The sequence below is a fragment of the Acinetobacter sp. F-1 genome (genome assembly GCF_022869025.1).
In the GTDB taxonomy this organism is placed as follows: domain Bacteria; phylum Pseudomonadota; class Gammaproteobacteria; order Pseudomonadales; family Moraxellaceae; genus Acinetobacter; species Acinetobacter pseudolwoffii.
The window spans coordinates 126,535-144,079 of the sequence record NZ_JAJKFX010000004.1; the positions used below are offsets into that span (position 1 = coordinate 126,535).

At 44.3% G+C, this 17,545-nt stretch carries 12 protein-coding genes; 8 read left to right on the forward strand and 4 right to left on the reverse strand.

All coding sequences use genetic code 11. The annotated features are described in order from the left end of the window. Positions 1–167: 167 nt before the first annotated feature. The 4 genes from LOZ91_RS05735 (at position 168) to betT (ending at position 5,297) form a co-directional block, all read left to right on the forward strand. On the forward strand, positions 168–500 hold the full coding sequence (locus tag LOZ91_RS05735; RefSeq protein WP_159516474.1) for a DUF485 domain-containing protein: 333 nt from the start codon (positions 168–170) through the stop codon (positions 498–500). A gap of 1 nt (position 501) precedes the next feature. Then, positions 502–2,208, forward strand: coding sequence for a cation acetate symporter (locus LOZ91_RS05740; RefSeq protein ID WP_244782790.1), 1,707 nt, complete (start codon positions 502–504; stop codon positions 2,206–2,208). A gap of 229 nt (positions 2,209–2,437) precedes the next feature. Next, entirely contained in the window at positions 2,438–3,151 is a 714-nt protein-coding gene (locus LOZ91_RS05745; RefSeq protein ID WP_005095099.1) for an ion channel, read from the forward strand. A 175-nt stretch (positions 3,152–3,326) separates the two neighbouring features. Continuing rightward, positions 3,327–5,297 carry a choline BCCT transporter BetT gene (betT, locus tag LOZ91_RS05750; protein ID WP_244782791.1) on the forward strand — a complete coding sequence of 657 codons (1,971 nt, stop codon included), beginning with the start codon at positions 3,327–3,329 and terminating at the stop codon, positions 5,295–5,297. Between the two features lie 82 nt (positions 5,298–5,379). Here the strand turns inward: betT and omp33-36 are convergent, their stop codons facing one another. Further along, a complete protein-coding gene (omp33-36, locus tag LOZ91_RS05755; protein ID WP_348519895.1) occupies positions 5,380–6,291 on the reverse strand; it encodes a porin Omp33-36 in 912 nt (303 codons plus the stop codon). 1,114 nt (positions 6,292–7,405) lie between these two features. Between omp33-36 and LOZ91_RS05760 the strand changes: the two genes are divergently transcribed. After that, positions 7,406–9,112 carry a GGDEF domain-containing protein gene (locus tag LOZ91_RS05760; protein ID WP_244782793.1) on the forward strand — a complete coding sequence of 569 codons (1,707 nt, stop codon included), beginning with the start codon at positions 7,406–7,408 and terminating at the stop codon, positions 9,110–9,112. Between the two features lie 392 nt (positions 9,113–9,504). Here the strand turns inward: LOZ91_RS05760 and uvrA are convergent, their stop codons facing one another. From uvrA to tenA, 3 genes are all read right to left on the reverse strand, one after another. Then, positions 9,505–12,336 (reverse strand): excinuclease ABC subunit UvrA, encoded by a 2,832-nt coding sequence (gene uvrA / locus LOZ91_RS05765; protein ID WP_244782794.1) that lies wholly within the window; start codon positions 12,334–12,336, stop codon positions 9,505–9,507. A gap of 181 nt (positions 12,337–12,517) precedes the next feature. Then, a complete protein-coding gene (locus tag LOZ91_RS05770) occupies positions 12,518–12,886 on the reverse strand; it encodes a hypothetical protein (RefSeq protein WP_005095110.1) in 369 nt (122 codons plus the stop codon). Between the two features lie 437 nt (positions 12,887–13,323). Then, complete coding sequence (gene tenA / locus LOZ91_RS05775; protein ID WP_244782795.1) at positions 13,324–13,995, reverse strand: thiaminase II; 672 nt, start codon at positions 13,993–13,995, stop codon at positions 13,324–13,326. 222 nt (positions 13,996–14,217) lie between these two features. On the opposite strand from tenA, the gene LOZ91_RS05780 reads away from it, so the two are divergent. The 3 genes from LOZ91_RS05780 to ssb all read left to right on the forward strand — a co-directional run bounded on the left by LOZ91_RS05780 (position 14,218) and on the right by ssb (position 17,466). Then, a complete protein-coding gene (locus LOZ91_RS05780; RefSeq protein ID WP_004647275.1) occupies positions 14,218–15,306 on the forward strand; it encodes a DUF475 domain-containing protein in 1,089 nt (362 codons plus the stop codon). Positions 15,307–15,459: 153 nt separating this feature from the next. Next, entirely contained in the window at positions 15,460–16,824 is a 1,365-nt protein-coding gene (locus tag LOZ91_RS05785; protein WP_034608840.1) for an MFS transporter, read from the forward strand. A 51-nt stretch (positions 16,825–16,875) separates the two neighbouring features. Then, positions 16,876–17,466, forward strand: coding sequence for a single-stranded DNA-binding protein (gene ssb, locus LOZ91_RS05790; RefSeq protein WP_005095120.1), 591 nt, complete (start codon positions 16,876–16,878; stop codon positions 17,464–17,466). Positions 17,467–17,545: the final 79 nt, after the last annotated feature.

Consider the following 17,545-nt stretch of genomic DNA (forward strand, 5'->3'; position numbering starts at 1 on the left):
GCTGAGCATGCCGCTATGATAGCGCATCATGAACGCTGCAGTTTAAATTGGTCATTTTTTAACGACCAAAGTCTAAATTACAAGAACATAGGATTCTTGTTAAGTTGTAATAGTGATAATTCGAATTAAAAATAGTCGGCCCAAGGTTGGGCTTCAGGAGAGTAATTATGGATGAGGTACAAGTAGATCGCATTCTACAAAATCCAAAATTCAAAGAAATGGTTGCCAAGAAAAGTCGTCTTAGCTGGACGCTTACGGCAATCATGTTATTCGTTTATGTCGGCTTCATGCTTTTGGTCGGCTATAACAAAGAGTTTCTATTGTCTTCACTTTCAGGTGGTGTGACCACGTGGGGTATTCCACTCGGTCTGGGCATCATTGTTTTGTCATTCATTTTGTGTGGCGTGTATTCCTACATTGCCAATAACAAACTGGATCAATTGACCGAAGAAGCAATCCGTGAAGTTGAAGCAATCGCTCATGAAAAAGGACCACGTTAAGATGAAATGGAATTCTCTTATTGCCCTGGCGACCACCCTTATGGCTTCAGGTATGGCTTTCGCTGGTCCTGACTTGGGTGCAGCAGAACAGCAACCAACCAACTGGCCTGCAATTATCATGTTTGTGATTTTTGTTGGGGCAACATTGCTTATTACCAAATGGGCAGCGAAACAAACCACCAGCACCACAGATTTCTATACGGCCGGTGGCGGTATTTCTGGTTTCCAGAATGGCCTGGCCATTGCCGGTGACTATATGTCAGCAGCATCATTCCTGGGTATTTCCGCGATGGTGTTCCTGTCAGGCTTTGATGGCTTGCTGTATTCACTGGGCTTTATGGTCGGTTGGCCGATCGTATTGTTCCTGGTGGCAGAACGTCTGCGTAACCTGGGTAAATACAACCTGTCAGACGTAGTATCTTTCCGCTTGCAGGAAAAACCGGTACGTACCTTGGCTGCTTTAAGTTCACTGGTTGTGGTGGCGTTCTACCTGATTGCACAGATGGTGGGTGCAGGTCAGCTGATCAAACTTCTATTCGGTCTGAACTATAACATTGCAGTCGTGATCGTTGGCTTGTTGATGATGGCCTACGTAATTTTCGGCGGTATGTTGGCAACCACCTGGGTACAGATCATCAAGGCGGTAATGTTGCTGTCTGGTGCGACCTTTATGGCATTCATGGTCATGAAAGGCGTGGGCTTCAGCTTTACCAACATGTTTGAACAGGCGATTGGTGTTTATTCAAAAGTACATGACTTGAGCCTGACAGATGCGACCAAGATCATGGGTCCGGGTAGTCTGGCGTCTAATCCGATTGATGCGATTTCTTTAGGTCTGGCATTGATGTTTGGTACAGCAGGTCTTCCACATATCCTGATGCGTTTCTTCACGGTAAAAGATGCCAAAGAAGCGCGTAAATCAGTAGTGGTTGCTACAGGTTTTATTGGTTATTTCTACCTGCTCACTTTCATCATTGGTTTCGGTGCGATTCTGTATGTATCGAACAACCCGCAATTCCTTGATGTTGCAAAAATGGCGGTGACTGGCAAGCTGGAGCTTGTTGGTGGTAACAATATGGCGGCGGTGCACCTGTCTGATGCAGTGGGCGGCGACCTGTTCATGGGCTTCATTTCTGCAGTTGCATTTGCCACGATTCTTGCAGTCGTTGCTGGTTTGACTCTGTCAGGTGCCTCAGCTATTTCGCATGACTTGTATGCCAACGTGTTGAAGAAAGGCCAAACTACGCCTGCCTCTGAACTACGTATGTCTAAGATTGCGACTTTAGGTCTTGCGATCTTTGCAATGATTCTCGGGATTCTATTCGAGAAACAAAACGTAGCCTTCATGGTCGGTCTGGCATTCTCGGTTGCAGCATGTGCCAACTTCCCGGTACTGGTATTGTCTATGTTCTGGAAAGGCTTGACGACACGTGGTGCAGTGATTGGTGGTGTTGCTGGTCTGGTAACCGCAGTAACATTAATTGTGCTTTCTAAAGCAGTATGGGTCGACACCTTGGGTATTTCGGATACGCCGGTGAACCCGTTCAATGGCCCTGCAATTTTTGCGATGCCATTGTCATTCCTTTGCTGCTGGTTGTTCTCTGTGACAGATAATTCAGCACAGGCTCAAGCAGAACGCAAAGCCTTTGATGCTCAGTTTGTACGTTCACAAACCGGTATCGGTATCTCAGGAGCATCAGATCACTAAGATTTGATATCCTATAAAAAAAGTCCCGTAAGGGACTTTTTTTTATGCCCTTATGCTCCAAATTTTTTAGAGCAAGCGCCGTACTGAATTTGGGTGCGCTAGATTTTGCTTTGATTTTTTCAATCTTTGCATACAAATCGTACAGCTATATACTGCTTTAATCATGCTATGTTAAGCCTGATAAAATAACAATACATGCGTGCATGACTAGACAAACAAGAAGGGCAGTATGAAGCAATCTTTGCAGCAGTTCTGGCACAGCTTTACCCATCTGCCCTCAGCATGGCTGCTTTGTTTACAATTGCTGATTTTGATCTTGTCCATGTTGAGTTATGAAAACCTGCCCTATCGGGCAATCACCTGGATGCTCGGTGTCCTGGTGTTACTGGTCATTGCCAAGGTCATTCGCCAGACGCCGATGTTTACCATTTTAGGACTCAGCTTTGTGGCCGGCGCAATTCTATTTTCTTCACTGATTGTTTTGGGCCTGCGCTATACCTGGGTCTATGTGACGGCGAATCTGTTTGAAGCCAGTGCATATTTTAGTGCTGCTTATGGCCTGTTGCGTTATATGTTTCATGACCGCTATCTTACCAAAGATGAACTCTTTGCAGCTGGAGCGGTATTTACCTTACTGGCCTGGGGCTTTGCTTTTCTTTATAGTGTCTGCCAGTTATGGGTGCCTTACAGCTTTTCAGATCCTGACTTGCAAGCCCATCAGCCTTGGCTAGATTTGATCTTTCTCAGCTTTAGTGTCCAGTCCGCCACGGGCTTGTCGGATGTGATGCCGGTCAGTCCGCTGGCACGGATGCTGGCAATTATCCAGATGTTTGTCGGGGTGATGTATCTGGCGCTGATTGTATCCCGCTTAATTGCCTTGCAATATATCGCACGTCTACCTCATAAAAAGAACGTGAAAAATAGAGAAAACCCGCCTGAGTAATGAAGTTCATCCTTTTATTGTATTGGTTACAGTAACTTAACGGCTTTATTTTGTGTAACATCCTAAAATAGCAGGAGATCTAGCTTCCATAGACTGAATCTGTCTGATCATTTTGACCTTACCAATAATTATTTGACGCTGTTTGTCGATCCAATTTTTAAAAAATGGAGGAGGTATGCCTTCCACAAAACCATCCTGGTTTGCCAATATCAATCCAAATGTTTTTATTAGTACTGTCGCCATTATTGCGATATTTTTAGCGTTGGTCGTATTTGCACCCAATGCTTTTTCAGTTTTCACCCAGCAACTGAACCAGTGGATTACCACCTCCTTTAGCTGGTTCTATGTATTGTCGGTGGCGATATTTCTCATCCTTCTAGTTTATATTGCCCTATCGGATATGGGCAAAATCAAACTGGGACCCGACCATAGCCAGCCGAAATATAGCAGTGCCTCCTGGTTTGCGATGTTATTCACCGCAGGAATGGGGATTGGACTGATGTTCTTTGGCGTGGCCGAACCGGTGATGCATTATGTCACGCCACCTGCCGGTGAACCGGAAACTGTACTGGCTGCACAACAATCTATGCGGGTCACCTTTTTCCACTGGGGCTTACATGCCTGGGCTATTTATACGCTTGTTGGCCTATCCTTGGCTTATTTTGCTTACCGGCATCAATTGCCTTTAAAAATCCGTTCGGCCTTGTATCCACTGATTGGTCAAAAGATCTATGGTCCGATTGGAGATGGCGTCGATACCTTTGCCACCATTGGTACGGTATTTGGTGTGGCCACCACGCTTGGTTTCGGGGTGACCCAAATCAATTCAGGTTTGAACTATTTGTTTGGCATTGAACAGGCACCCAGTACTCAGGTCATTTTGATTATTGTGGTCAGTGCCATGGCGGCGACTTCCGTATTTTTTGGATTAGACAAAGGAATTAAACGTTTATCTGAACTAAATTTGGTACTTGCACTGCTGTTGCTGATTTTTGTTTTTGTGGCAGGTCCGAGTATTTATCTGTTACAGACGACTATTCAGAATGCCGGCCAGTATGTTTCAAATCTGTTCAGTATGACCTTTAATCTGTATGCCTATCAGCCAAGTGGCTGGATTGGGGGCTGGACCATCATGTACTGGGCCTGGTGGATTTCCTGGTCGCCATTTGTCGGGATGTTTATTGCCCGGGTCTCGGAAGGGCGCAGTATTCGTGAATTTATCGTGGGTGTATTGCTGATCCCGACTGGATTTACCCTGATCTGGATGGGCTTTATGGGCAATGCTGCGCTGTATAGCATTATGCATGAAGCCAATACCAGCTTGCTAGAAGCAGTTCAACGTGATTCCTCTGTGGCTCTATTCGAATTTTTAGCTAATCTGCCTTTCAGCTCAGTGACCAGTATCATTGCGACTTTACTGGTGATGCTGTTCTTTGTGACTTCTGCCGATTCAGGAGCATTGGTGACTGATTATCTGACAGCAAAAAGTGAAAATTCACCGACCTGGCAGCGTCTGTTCTGGACCGTACTCATGGCTTTACTGGCTATCATCCTTTTACTGGCAGGAGGCTTAGAGGCTTTGCAATCGGCCACGATCATGAGTGCTTTGCCATTTACATTCATTATGCTGCTGATGTGCTGGGGATTAATCAAAGCCTTACATCTGGATGTCACCAAAATGCATGCGCTGCAAGCTGCACGGATCACCCCGCGTGCAATCCAGAATCCACGCAGCTGGCAACAGCGATTAGGCCTGATTATGCATTATCCGCACACTCAGGAAGAGGTGCAGCAGTATATTCACAATACAGTGAATAAGGCATTTCTCAGCTTTCAAAGTGAATTGAAACGGCGCCGATTACACGTGGCGATTAGCCCGCTAGAAGACGGTATACAGCTCCGTGTTGATCATCAGGATGAAATTAATTTTATCTATCAGGTCAATGCCACCCAGACTTTAAGTCCAAGCTTTATGTCTGAACTGGAGAATGCGGGCGTAGATTCCTATCAGGCAGAAGTCTTTTTAAGAGAAGGCGGGCAGGGCTATGATGTGATGGAATGGACGCAAGAAGATCTATTACAGGACATCATTGACCAATATGAACGTCATTTGCACTTCTTAAGTCTGGTACGTACACCGGAATAAGCGTATCTAAATCTGAAAATCAAGCAATAATAAAAAAGGACGCATCAAGCGTCCTTTTTTCTATTCAGCATCTAATTAAAAATTAGAAACGGAATTTAGCATTTACGCCAACAGTTTGTGTGTCACGTACTTGTGCATTTTGCGCAAGATTTGCTTCGTAGTTAGCATTTACATAAGTTGCGCCAACTGCAACAGCAGGAGTGATGAAGTAGTTTACGTTCGCACCCCAAGCTTTGTCTGGAGAACCAGCATAGCTAGATTCCATATAAGATGCGCCAACGCTTAACTGTGGGTTAAGGAAAAGCGTAGTACCTAGGTTGTAGGCAGTGTCTTCACCATAAACTAAACCAGATTCAAAACCAATTGACATGTTTGTACCGTCAATCGCGCCTACGTATTTAGTACGTGCAGTGATTGCGTCTTGGTCTTCATTAATTGTTGCAGATTCAAGAGCAGCTTTAGCAACGCCATTAGAAACGATGTTGAAAGCGTCATAAGAAGTCTGGTCAGCAACACTGGTATAACCCACAGCAACCAAGAAGTTAGGGATTAGTAATGCACCTAGTTCTAATGCATAACGGTCACCATTGCCGTCTGCTTTACCCGCTTTGTTATCCGCGATGGTATGGCTATAAGAAGCGCTTGCATAAACAGGCACAACTTTAGTTGGGATATAAGTTTCACCTTTCACGCCGTAAGTATGATTTACAGTACGTGAACGTCCAGCTTCTTCTTGACCATTTTCGCCATAGCTATACGCTAGAGCAACATTAGACGCTTGGTTTAGGAAACCAGCTTCAGCTAAAGGACCTTTAGACGCATCTACATCTTTGAAGTAATAAGTACCTTGAACAGCACCAGTGAAGTCTTTGTCATTTGCAGTGTTATCGATGTACTCTGACTGACCTTGAACTTCGAATTGATATGCTTGAGCACCGGTCATCGCTAATAATACAGCAGTGGCTAAACCTAGTTTTTTCATGATATTTACCATTTTGTTACAAAAGATGTACAACATAGAACGTATTGTATTGTAACAATTTATTAAGTCAATCCGCTTTGAATTTAGTATTTTTTCGTCTCAAAATAATGTATTAGTTTTGTGTAATATTCATCTATTTAGCTTGAAATTGAATTTTATGTAAAATTTGTTTTATAACAAAAAGCTAGAGCTTAAAAATAGAACACTACGTCAAAGATTAAGAAGAAAATGTGTGGATATTATTATTCATTAATTAAATTGATTATTGATTTTTTATCGTAAAATTCAATTTATGTTTTAAGGATAAATTCATAAATATGTCAAAAAATATAAGATGAATTATATAATTCATCACGCTTTATTATAAATTGTACAAATTTAATGCAGAATTCCTCTAGAATTGTAATAGGTGTCTCTTTTTTGAACCAAAATGTGATGCTTTTTAATCTCGACTAGGCCAATCGGCTTTACATTGTTAATAGATTTTTACATAATATCAGTATCAGGTTAAAGTTCATGTTTCATTATGATTTAACGTGATTCTCCACAATTTTTTTATTGGCCCAGCTTTCCCCAAGGTTGGGCTTTTTTTTATCCGCATTTTTTATTTACTTTCTATTCATCTTCTAAGATAGAAACTGTTCTGTAGCAATGAACTTCAGCAATAAAAATAGTAAAAATAAAGCACTAAAATGGTGCATATTAATTCATTAATAGATGACCTAAAAATATAAGCACTAAAAAAAACCCCAGTTTTCATAGAAAACTGGGGTTTTTTCGCCAAAATTTGCGGGTAAACTAAAATATCTGCTGAGGAATAATTTAACTCGCCCTAATGCGGTGCATTATGCACCCAATTGTTGCATGTGTAAATAGTGCGGAAAGCAAGTTTTGATATTTTTTTTAATGCTTAAAAGTCCTGTATTTGTGTTGTATTTTTTGTAGGATAAAACCCATAAAACTTTAGCCTGAATTTAAAAAGTAGCGCTTTTAAAAATTAAAATCAAAAAAATATAGAAAAAACATTAACTAAGTTGAATTACCTACTTTAAGAGTATTTCATTTTATTTGTATAATAATCAATCTATTTAGCTTTGCTTGTCATATTGGGGCGTAATACAACAGCATGAATACCTTACGCTCTGAGTGGATCAGTAAACGTTTGTACTGGTCGATGTCGATTATTATTTTATGTTTACTTTGTATCTGTATCCCCTTAATTGTGAGTAGCAGTCAAAGTTATTTAAAATCCAGACAAACCTATCAACAATTGAATGCATTGCAGCAGGTCGCTGACCTGGCAAATAAAATTTCGCGTGAGCGTGCGCCTGCCAATAAGGCCATGTCCAGTTCGGTGCAGGAATTTGCCCAGCATCAGCAAGAGTTAATCAGCTACCGTCAACAGGTGGATCGGCAGCTCTCCCAGACGGCTGATGTCTTGACGGAGGTCGGTTTTAACAACCTGAGTCAGCAACTTTCACAGCTTGAGAATAGTTTGAAAAAAGGGCGTGCACAGGTTGATGCTTATACCCAGATGCCGCGTCAGCTGCGCAGTGCTCAGGAACTTGATCAGGCGATTCTGGCGATGTTTGCTGCCTGGGAAAGTTGCCGTGAACTTTTGCGTGACGTGGCGGTGGCTTCAGATAGCTCATCGACCCCCCTGAATAACTATATTAGCCAGATTCTATTTTTATCAGATTTACGTGATCAGGCCGGTCGTGTGGCCTCGTCTATCATGGCACATGTGACTTTTGAAGCTCCGCTTCCCACTGAAAATATTACCCGCTCTTTACAGACCCAACATCAGGTGCGTTATTTGTGGGCCTTGATTGATACCATTCAACCTGTTCAAGATAAGACTGAGGAATTCATCCGTTTACATCGGCGGGTAGAAACCGAGTTTATTCAGCAAGGCTTACCGATTGTGAGTGAGCTGATCAGTGACAGTCTGGAGCAACGTGACTACCGTTTGAGCGGAACAGAGCTGACTGAAGCGATCGTAGATAAATTTGCGACTGTGGTAGACCTGCAAACTTATCTGCTGCAATACAGCAGAGATGCCGCTATTCAGGAAATGAACAGCAATATGCAGCGTTTGATCTGGAGCGTGTTGGTATCGTTGATTTCATTACTGACCGCGATTTCCACCATGATCTTTGCACGCAAACAAGTATTTTTGCCACTTATTCAGGCACGCCGCATGTTGTTGAGTTTGTCTAAAAACTCGGGTCGTCAGAAAATTGATATGCGGCTGCGTGAAGTGAATCATTCTGATTCCTTATTCGCTGCCATTCAGAAATTGCAACAAATGTTGCAAGAACGCGATGCTTTGGAATTCCGGTTAAAGAATATCGCGCATTCAGATGCTTTGACCGGATTATCAAACCGTTTTGCTCTGGAAGAATATATCCGTTTTCTGGAAAATCAACCGAGCCAACTGAGCCAAACCTGTTTGATGATTATCGATATTGATCATTTTAAACAGGTGAATGATCGGTATGGGCATATTGTGGGTGATCAGGTGATTCAACTGGTGGCCGAGCGGTTAAAGGCCAATGTTCGGGCGACGGATTTGCTGGTGCGCTATGGTGGCGATGAATTTCTGGTACTGATTGAAAATATTGAAATGGATCAGGCACTGATCGTTGCAGATAAAATTCGGGCTGAAGTGGCTGAGCGCTATATTCTGACTGCGCTAGGAGACGAGATCCAGATTTCGGTCAGTATCGGGGTGGCGATTGGGGCTGTTTCCTGGATGGCTTTGTTGTCAAATGCCGATGATGCTTTGTTTAAAGCCAAAGCGAAGGGACGGAATGTGGTGGCTGAGGTTTAGTCTAAAAGATTCCTTCTCTACTTTTGACTGCACAAAAGTAGCCAAATGCATTTGTTCGACTGATGCTAAGTCCCTTTAGCACAGTCAAACGGGCAACATCCATGTTGCCAGTCATGTGATTTAATTTGGATGATCTTTAGACTTAAGTTGGTCATGTTCATGCCAAATTATTTCCAATGCATCAGACTAAAAAGACGCATGAAAACTGGCAGCCAATTCATTCTTCAATAGATAAGTATTTTGATGCCTATGAAGGTTATATCTCATCTCATGATGCTAAAAAGGTAGATGATCAAATATTGGCACAATTGGCTGAAGAAATTCGTTCAATAGGATCATGAAAAATAAAAAGCCCTCCTTGATAAAAGAAGGGCTGATAAATCTTGGATAGCTTATTTCAACAACGCTTTCAAAAACTTACCCGTATGTGACGCTTTGACTTTTACCACCTGTTCAGGCGTTCCCTCAGCAACAATCATACCGCCTCCCGAACCACCTTCAGGGCCTAAGTCCACGACCCAATCGGCGGTTTTAATCACGTCTAGGTTATGTTCAATCACCACAATGGTATTACCCTTATCACGTAGCTGATGCAGGATGTCCAGCAGCTTGGCAATATCATGGAAATGCAGACCCGTGGTCGGTTCATCCAGAATATACAGGGTTTGACCGGTATCGCGTTTGGCCAGTTCACGTGCCAGTTTGACACGCTGCGCTTCACCACCGGAAAGCGTGGTCGCAGACTGACCCAGACGGATATAACCCAAACCTACCTGATGCAATGTTTCCAGACGACGGTGAATGACGGGAATGGCATCGAAGAAATGCATGGCATCCTCAACGGTCATCTGCAACACATCGGAAATATTCTTGCCCTTATAGTTCACTTCCAGCGTTTCACGGTTATAACGTTTGCCATGACAGGCATCGCAAGGCACATACATATCCGGCAGGAAATGCATCGCCACCTTGATCATGCCGTCGCCTTCACAGGCTTCACAGCGACCACCTTTCACGTTAAACGAGAAACGACCCGCGGCATAACCACGTGCTTTGGCTTCCGGAGTTTGTGAAAACAGTTCACGAATCGGGGTAAATAAACCGGTATAAGTGGCCGGATTGGAACGTGGGGTTCGTCCAATCGGACTCTGGTCAATATCGACGACTTTGTCGAGGAACTGCAAGCCATCAATCGATTCAAACTTTTCCGAAGTTAAAGTGGTAGCACCATTGAGCTGGGTCGCCGCCAAAGGTAACAAGGTACGGTTAATCAGGGTCGATTTACCTGAACCGGACACCCCGGTAACACAGGTCATAATACCTAAAGGAATGGTCAGATCGACTTTTTTCAGGTTATGCCCGGATGCTCCCATCAGCTTGATCTGTTCTTCAGGCTTAGGCGGTTGAATCCGTTTTTTCGGGACTTCAATTTTTAACTTGCCGGATAGATACTTTCCGGTCAGCGAGTCAGGATTCGCCAGAATTTCCTCATAAGTTCCTTCGGCAATCACATGCCCACCATGCACACCGGCACCCGGACCAATATCAATAATATGGTCAGCGGCACGAATCGCATCTTCATCATGCTCGACCACCAAGACGGTATTGCCCAGATCACGCAGACGGATCAGGGTCTGTAACAGACGGTCATTATCACGCTGATGCAGACCAATTGACGGCTCATCCAGCACATACATCACGCCCATCAGACCGGCACCGATCTGTGAGGCCAGACGAATTCGCTGTGCTTCACCACCCGACAGGGTTTCTGCAGAACGTGACAGGCTGAGATAATTCAGACCGACTGAGACCAGAAAATGCAGACGTTCACGGATTTCTTTAAAAATCTTGTCGGCGATTTCACCGCGTGCGCCTTCCAGGTTAATGTCCTGATAATAGCTTTCGGCATCGCCAATCGACATGCGGGTAATGTCCGCAATGGTCTTGTCCAGAATTTTCACATTACGCGAGATTTCATTCAGACGAGAACCATCACAGGCATCACAGGCAGCATTGGACAGATACTGTGCCAGATCATCACGCACATAATTACTTTCAGTTTCGCGGTAACGACGTTCCAGATGTGGCAAAATCCCTTCAAAAGGAATGACCCGATTGTGGCGACGGCCACGCTCGTCGATATAGCTCAGATCAATTTTTTCTTTGCCAGTACCGTACAGGAATTTCTTCTTGGTGTCGGCATCCAGTTCATTCCAAGGAGTTTCTAGCGAAAAACCAAAATGCTCGGCGACTTTCTGGATCATGCTGTAATAGTAAGGACGCTGACGGTCCCAGCCACGAATCGCACCCTGACTGACACTGACTTCAGGATTGGGAATCAGTTTATCGGCACTAAAATGACTGCGGGTGCCGAGACCATCACAGACCGGACAGGCACCAAAAGGGTTATTGAACGAGAATAAACGCGGTTCCAGTTCTGCGACAGCGCGGTCACATTCCGGGCAGGAATGCTTGGCAGAAAATACCCGATCATCATGTTCATCCTTCATCCAGGATAAAATCGCAATATCGCCACCGAGGCGCAGTGCAGTTTCAAAACTTTCTGCAATACGGTTGCCCAGATCATCACGGACTTTAAAGCGGTCGACCACGACTTCAATGGTATGTTTTTTCTTTTTGTCCAGTTCTGGTGGCGGATCAATTTCCATAATCTCGCCATCGACGCGGGCACGGACAAAACCTTGACTCTGTAACTGCTCAAATAAGGCGGTATATTCACCTTTACGCTCACGCACCACCGGGGCAAGCAGCATCAAGGCTGTGCCTTCTTCCAGCACTTTGACTGCATCGACCATTTCCGTGACGGTTTGTGCCACCATCGGCAGGTCATGTTCTGGACAGAAGGGCGTACCGACACGTGCATACAGCAGACGTAAGTAGTCATAAATTTCGGTAATAGTACCCACGGTAGAACGCGGGTTATGGCTGGTCGATTTCTGTTCAATCGCGATGGCTGGACTGAGGCCTTCAATCGAATCGACTTCCGGTTTTTCCATTTGTGAAAGAAACTGGCGTGCATAGGCAGACAGCGATTCTACATATCTGCGTTGACCTTCGGCATATAAGGTATCAAAGGCAAGCGAGGACTTACCTGAACCAGACAGTCCCGTAATCACCACAAACTTGTCGCGTGGTATATCAAGGTTCACATTTTTCAGGTTATGGGTACGTGCGCCTCGAATACGGATGTGGCTTTGGCTCATGCAAGGATCCTAGAATATTCATCAAAAACCCTTATATGATACCGGATGAAAAATGTTCAAGTGCAAATAAAAGTATTTTAAACGTCAAGTTATGTCGGTGATTGGTCAATTCATCACAATACCGAGAAATATCACAGTAGATCGCTTCACTGTTCAGAATGACTAGACGTGAGGGACGTTCTTAACAAGCCGCTGCATAGCGGCGTTCAAAGATCGATTCAACATCCTCAAAGCAGGTGTCACGTGGTATATCATGATGCAGTCGCGCATAGAAATTAACTTCATTTTCCAGAATTTGCAAAAAGCCCTCATAGTCTTGTTCGAAAAAATCCAGGTCGAGCAAATCATTACGACGGGCCTGATGACAGCGGTACTTTTCAATAAATTTCAGCAGATGTTTCTGGATATGCGTGTTGGTATGGTAAATCAGGTAAGTTGCTGCTGAACCACAATCCAGACAGCCCTGTTCCAGATAAATTTCTTCATTATTCAACCAGCAACATTGCACCGTAAAAAATGCCCGAATCGCCTCGGTACCTAAAGTGTCCATATCTGATGCCTCTTTCTGGGACCAAACTATTAAATGATAATTATTCTCATTTATTATGCGGCAATGTGTGGCGAATAGCTAGGTTTAGCTTACTCGCCACTCAGCAGTTTTGTTGTTCTTTTCCCAGACTAAGCCGTTTTTATAATCAATTGATGACAATAGATCCGATTTTAATCGATAAGATAAAGACGCCCAATCTTCAACAGTAATACTGATCAGTTAAGGCGTTTAGAAATAGACTCTTTAATTTTTTAGTCGTCCAGGGCGGAGTCTTAAGGTTTTAAATCAAAAACTTGTAAATCAGTTGTTACTTTGGTTTCGCCCAGCGGATGACTTTTCCAACTATCAAATATAATCATGAATTTTAAAAAGAAAATGCCAGTCAATTTCTTAACTGACTGGCATTGTGGTTTTAAACAGGGCTTTTTTTGTGCATCTTATTGGTCTAGGCCAGGCCACTGGCGTTGCTCAAAGGCACTGTCCCAGAACAACCATTCCAGACGGGCAGCATGGGTATAAGCTGCATGCATTTTTTCTAGTGTATCGGCATCAACACGCGCCGCAACACGGTCAACAGTCGCAATCACATTACGTACCGCAGTGTGGAACTCTTCTCCTGAATAGGTGTCCACCCAAGCCTGATACGGATTATTCGGCGCAGAGTTGTCGACAATATCTTTACCAACTTCAGCATAAATCCAGAAACAAGGCAGCAACGAGGCCAGTACTACTGGGTAGCTTTCTGACCAAGCGGTCGAAGTCAGGTAAGAAGTATAGTGATGACATGCCAGAGTCAGCGGGGTATTTTCAAACTGCTCTTTGCTAATGCCAAAATCCTGCATAAAGCCATCATGCAGGCTACGTTCCACCACAATCGCAATTTTGGCTGCCTCGGCAAACTGGATCACATCATCCGCTTCAAAAGCTTTGGCAGCACAGACTGCCAGTGCACGGCCATAGGCCAGTAAATAATGCGCATCCTGAATCACATAATGACTAAAGGCTTCACGGCTTAAAGTACCTTGCGCCAGTTGCTGATTAAAGGGCAGGGCCAGGGTCTTCTGATAAAGTCCGAGATTGCGTTGCCATAGCTCTTGTGAAAAACTCATGCTGAAAATCCTTCGCAGTTCAAGTTAAACCATGCGGCACTATAGCAAAGATCGGGCTGTTTAAAAGATCGGCAAATTTTAAAAACAGAAAATAAGATAAAACAGCTCAGGAAGTGCTTTGGTTTATGCGCTAAAAGTTTCATAATTAGCTTAACTTTTCCTATTCGTATTGCTGCTCTCTCGCAGCCATACATTTATTTAATTTATCCAAGGTCGTTGTGTATGTTGAAACATTTTGGTTTCTCGATTGCATTTTCGATCGTGTGTCTTGGTTTGTCTGCGTATTGGGGTTATACCCATGGTCCTGACGCAGGCCTGCAAACCATGCTCACAGCGCTGACCATTACCGCTATTCTGGCGATTATGGAAGTGTCGTTGTCCTTTGATAACGCGGTTGTCAATGCCTCAGTCCTACGGGGTTGGGATCATTTCTGGAAAATGCTGTTCCTGACAGTCGGTATTCTGATTGCAGTCTTCGGAATGCGTTTGATCTTCCCGGTGGTCATTGTTGCAGTGACTGCAGACCTGGGCTTTATGGAAGTGGTACGTCTGGCCCTGAATGATCCGAAAGAATATTCAGCACGTTTAATGGCACATCATCCCGAAATTGCAGCTTTTGGTGGTGCTTTCCTGTTGATGGTATTCCTGAACTTCTTCCTGGATGAAGAAAAAGACACGCACTGGTTCAGACGGGTGGAACGCCGTCTGTCCAATCTGGCCAATGTACCAGCGATGTCGGTGTTTATCGCACTGGTGGCCTTGTTAATCATGGCAGCCAATGTCGATGAAGCCAAGCGTCTGGCAGTGACTATGGCGGGAATCTGGGGCATCGTAATTTATATTGGGGTGCAGGTCTTGAGCCATATGCTCGGTGGTGAACCGGAAGTCGATGAAGAAGGCAATGCGATTCGTCATGATGAAAATGGCGTACCGACGGGTGTAGTGAAAGCCGGTATTGGTGGTTTCCTCTATTTAGAAGTCCTGGATGCCTCTTTCAGTTTTGATGGCGTGATCGGTGCCTTTGCGATTACCTCAGACGTGGTCATCATCATGCTGGGTCTGGCAATTGGTGCGATCTTTGTCCGTTCAATGACGATTTATCTGGTTGAACAGGGCACATTGGATGCCTATATTTACTTGGAACATGGTGCGCATTATGCCATCGGTGCACTGGCTTTTATCATGATTGCCAGCGGAACCGGTCTGCATGTACCAGAAGTGGTGACCGGTCTGATCGGTGTAGCCTTTATTGTCTGGGCAGTATTCGCCTCGATTCAATACAAAAAACGTCAGGCAGCTTTAGACAAATAAAGCGCTGTTCCTGAATAAAAAGCGTAGCTCCGGCTGCGCTTTTTTATTTTTAGATCAGCATCATCTTTATTTCAAATAAAATTCATGTCTTCTTCATGAGCTGAATGTCCTATAATCTGGGCTCCAGATTAATTAACCCAATCGCCATAATTTATGATGAATGCTTTAGAACGTCGTTCAACCTTTGCCCTGAGCAGTATTTTTGCACTGCGCATGTTGGGGTTGTTTATGATTATCCCGGTGTTTTCTGTGGCAGGGCAGGCCTATGACGATGCAACGCCTGCACTGATCGGTTTGGCGGTCGGGGTCTATGGTTTGACTCAGGCCTTATTACAGATACCATTTAGCCTGATTGCAGACCGCTACAGCCGTAAGCCTTTGATTGTTTTAGGACTGCTGCTGTTTGCCTTGGGTGGTGCGATTGCAGCCATGTCTGACAGCATTTATGGCGTGATTATCGGTCGTGCCATTGCCGGCGGTGGCGCAGTATCCGCTGTCGTCATGGCCTTACTGGCCGATGTCACGCGTGAAGAAAACCGCATGAAAGCCATGGCAATCATGGGCATGAGTATTGGTCTGTCTTTTGTGGTGGCATTTAGTCTCGGGCCTTGGCTGACAGGTCTGGTTGGCATTTCGGGATTGTTCTGGGTCACCACGGTGATGGGATTGGCTGCCATTGCGATGCTGTTTATGGTGCCTAAAGTCACGCGGCATCATAAAAACTTTCAACAGGGTTATCTGACCCAACTGAAACAGGTGCTCCAGATTGGCGATCTGAATCGTCTGCATGTATCTGTGTTTACCCTGCATTTATTGCTCACAGCCATGTTTATTTATGTGCCTTCGCAGCTGATCGAGTTTGCAGATCTGCCACTTTCCAGTCATGGCTTGGTCTATTTACCCCTGTTGGTGCTAAGTCTGTTCTTTGCTTTTCCGAGTATTATTCTGGCAGAAAAATACCACAAAATGCGCGCGATTTTTCTGGTGGCGATTAGCGGTATTATTCTGGGTTTAATGGTGATGGTCTTTGGTTTTGAATCCAAATATATCTTGCTCATTGGCCTGGGTCTGTTCTTTATTGCCTTTAATGTGATGGAGGCCTTATTGCCTTCCTGGCTGTCTAAAGCTGCACCGATCCAGTCTAAAGCGACGGCAATGGGCGTGAATGCTAGCAGCCAGTTTTTGGGTGCCTTCTTTGGGGGAATGATCGGTGGTCAATTGTTGCTGCTCAATAATACCTCGATGGGCTGGAGTATCCTGACCGGGATTGCGATTGTTTGGCTGCTGATGAGTTTCGGGCTAGCTCAGCCACGCTATCTTTCATCACTGGTGCTGCGTTTGCCGGAAAGCAGACAAACTGACGAATGGACTTCTCAGCTTTTGGCGATTCGTGGTATTGAAGAAGTCGTGGTGATGGCTGAACAGCAAGTTGCCTATATAAAAGTCGATAAACAGCAGATTGATGATGCTTCGCGACAACAATTAACGCACTTGTTAGGTAAAGAGGTAGCCATTTAAGCATAACTCTTATAAAGTAAAATACAGAAATATATAGGAAGTAAACAGCAAATGCGTGGTGTAAATAAAGTCATTTTAGTGGGTACTTTGGGTAAAGATCCGGAAACCAAAACTTTTGCAAATGGTGGTTCTCTCACTCAATTTTCGATTGCTACCAGCGATTCGTGGACAGATAAAAGTACCGGTGAACGTAAAGAACAAACGGAATGGCACCGTATCGTGTTGCATAACCGTTTAGGCGAAATTGCGCAGCAATATCTGCGTAAAGGTTCTAAAGTATATATTGAAGGTTCATTACGTACCCGTCAGTGGACTGATCAAAATGGTCAGGAGCGCTATACAACGGAAATCCGTGGTGATCAAATGCAGATGCTGGACTCGAATCGTTCACAAGGCGAGCAGGGCGACAACAGTTTTAACCAGCCACGTTTTAATAACAATAATCAGGCGAGTAACAACCAAAGTGGCGGTTATGGCAATAATCCGCAGTCGGGTTATGGTTCAGCGCCGCAGCAAGGCGGTTTCAACAACAATCAGGGTGGCGGTTATGGCAACAATAACCCGAGTGGTTTTGCACCGAAATCTGCACCTGCACCAACAGCAGCGCCTGCAGCTGATTTAGATGATGATCTTCCGTTTTAGATCATATATAGAGATAACTTGTTAAGTTATTAAAGATAATATTGTTTTAAATTTATTTTGATTCAAATATTTATCTAAA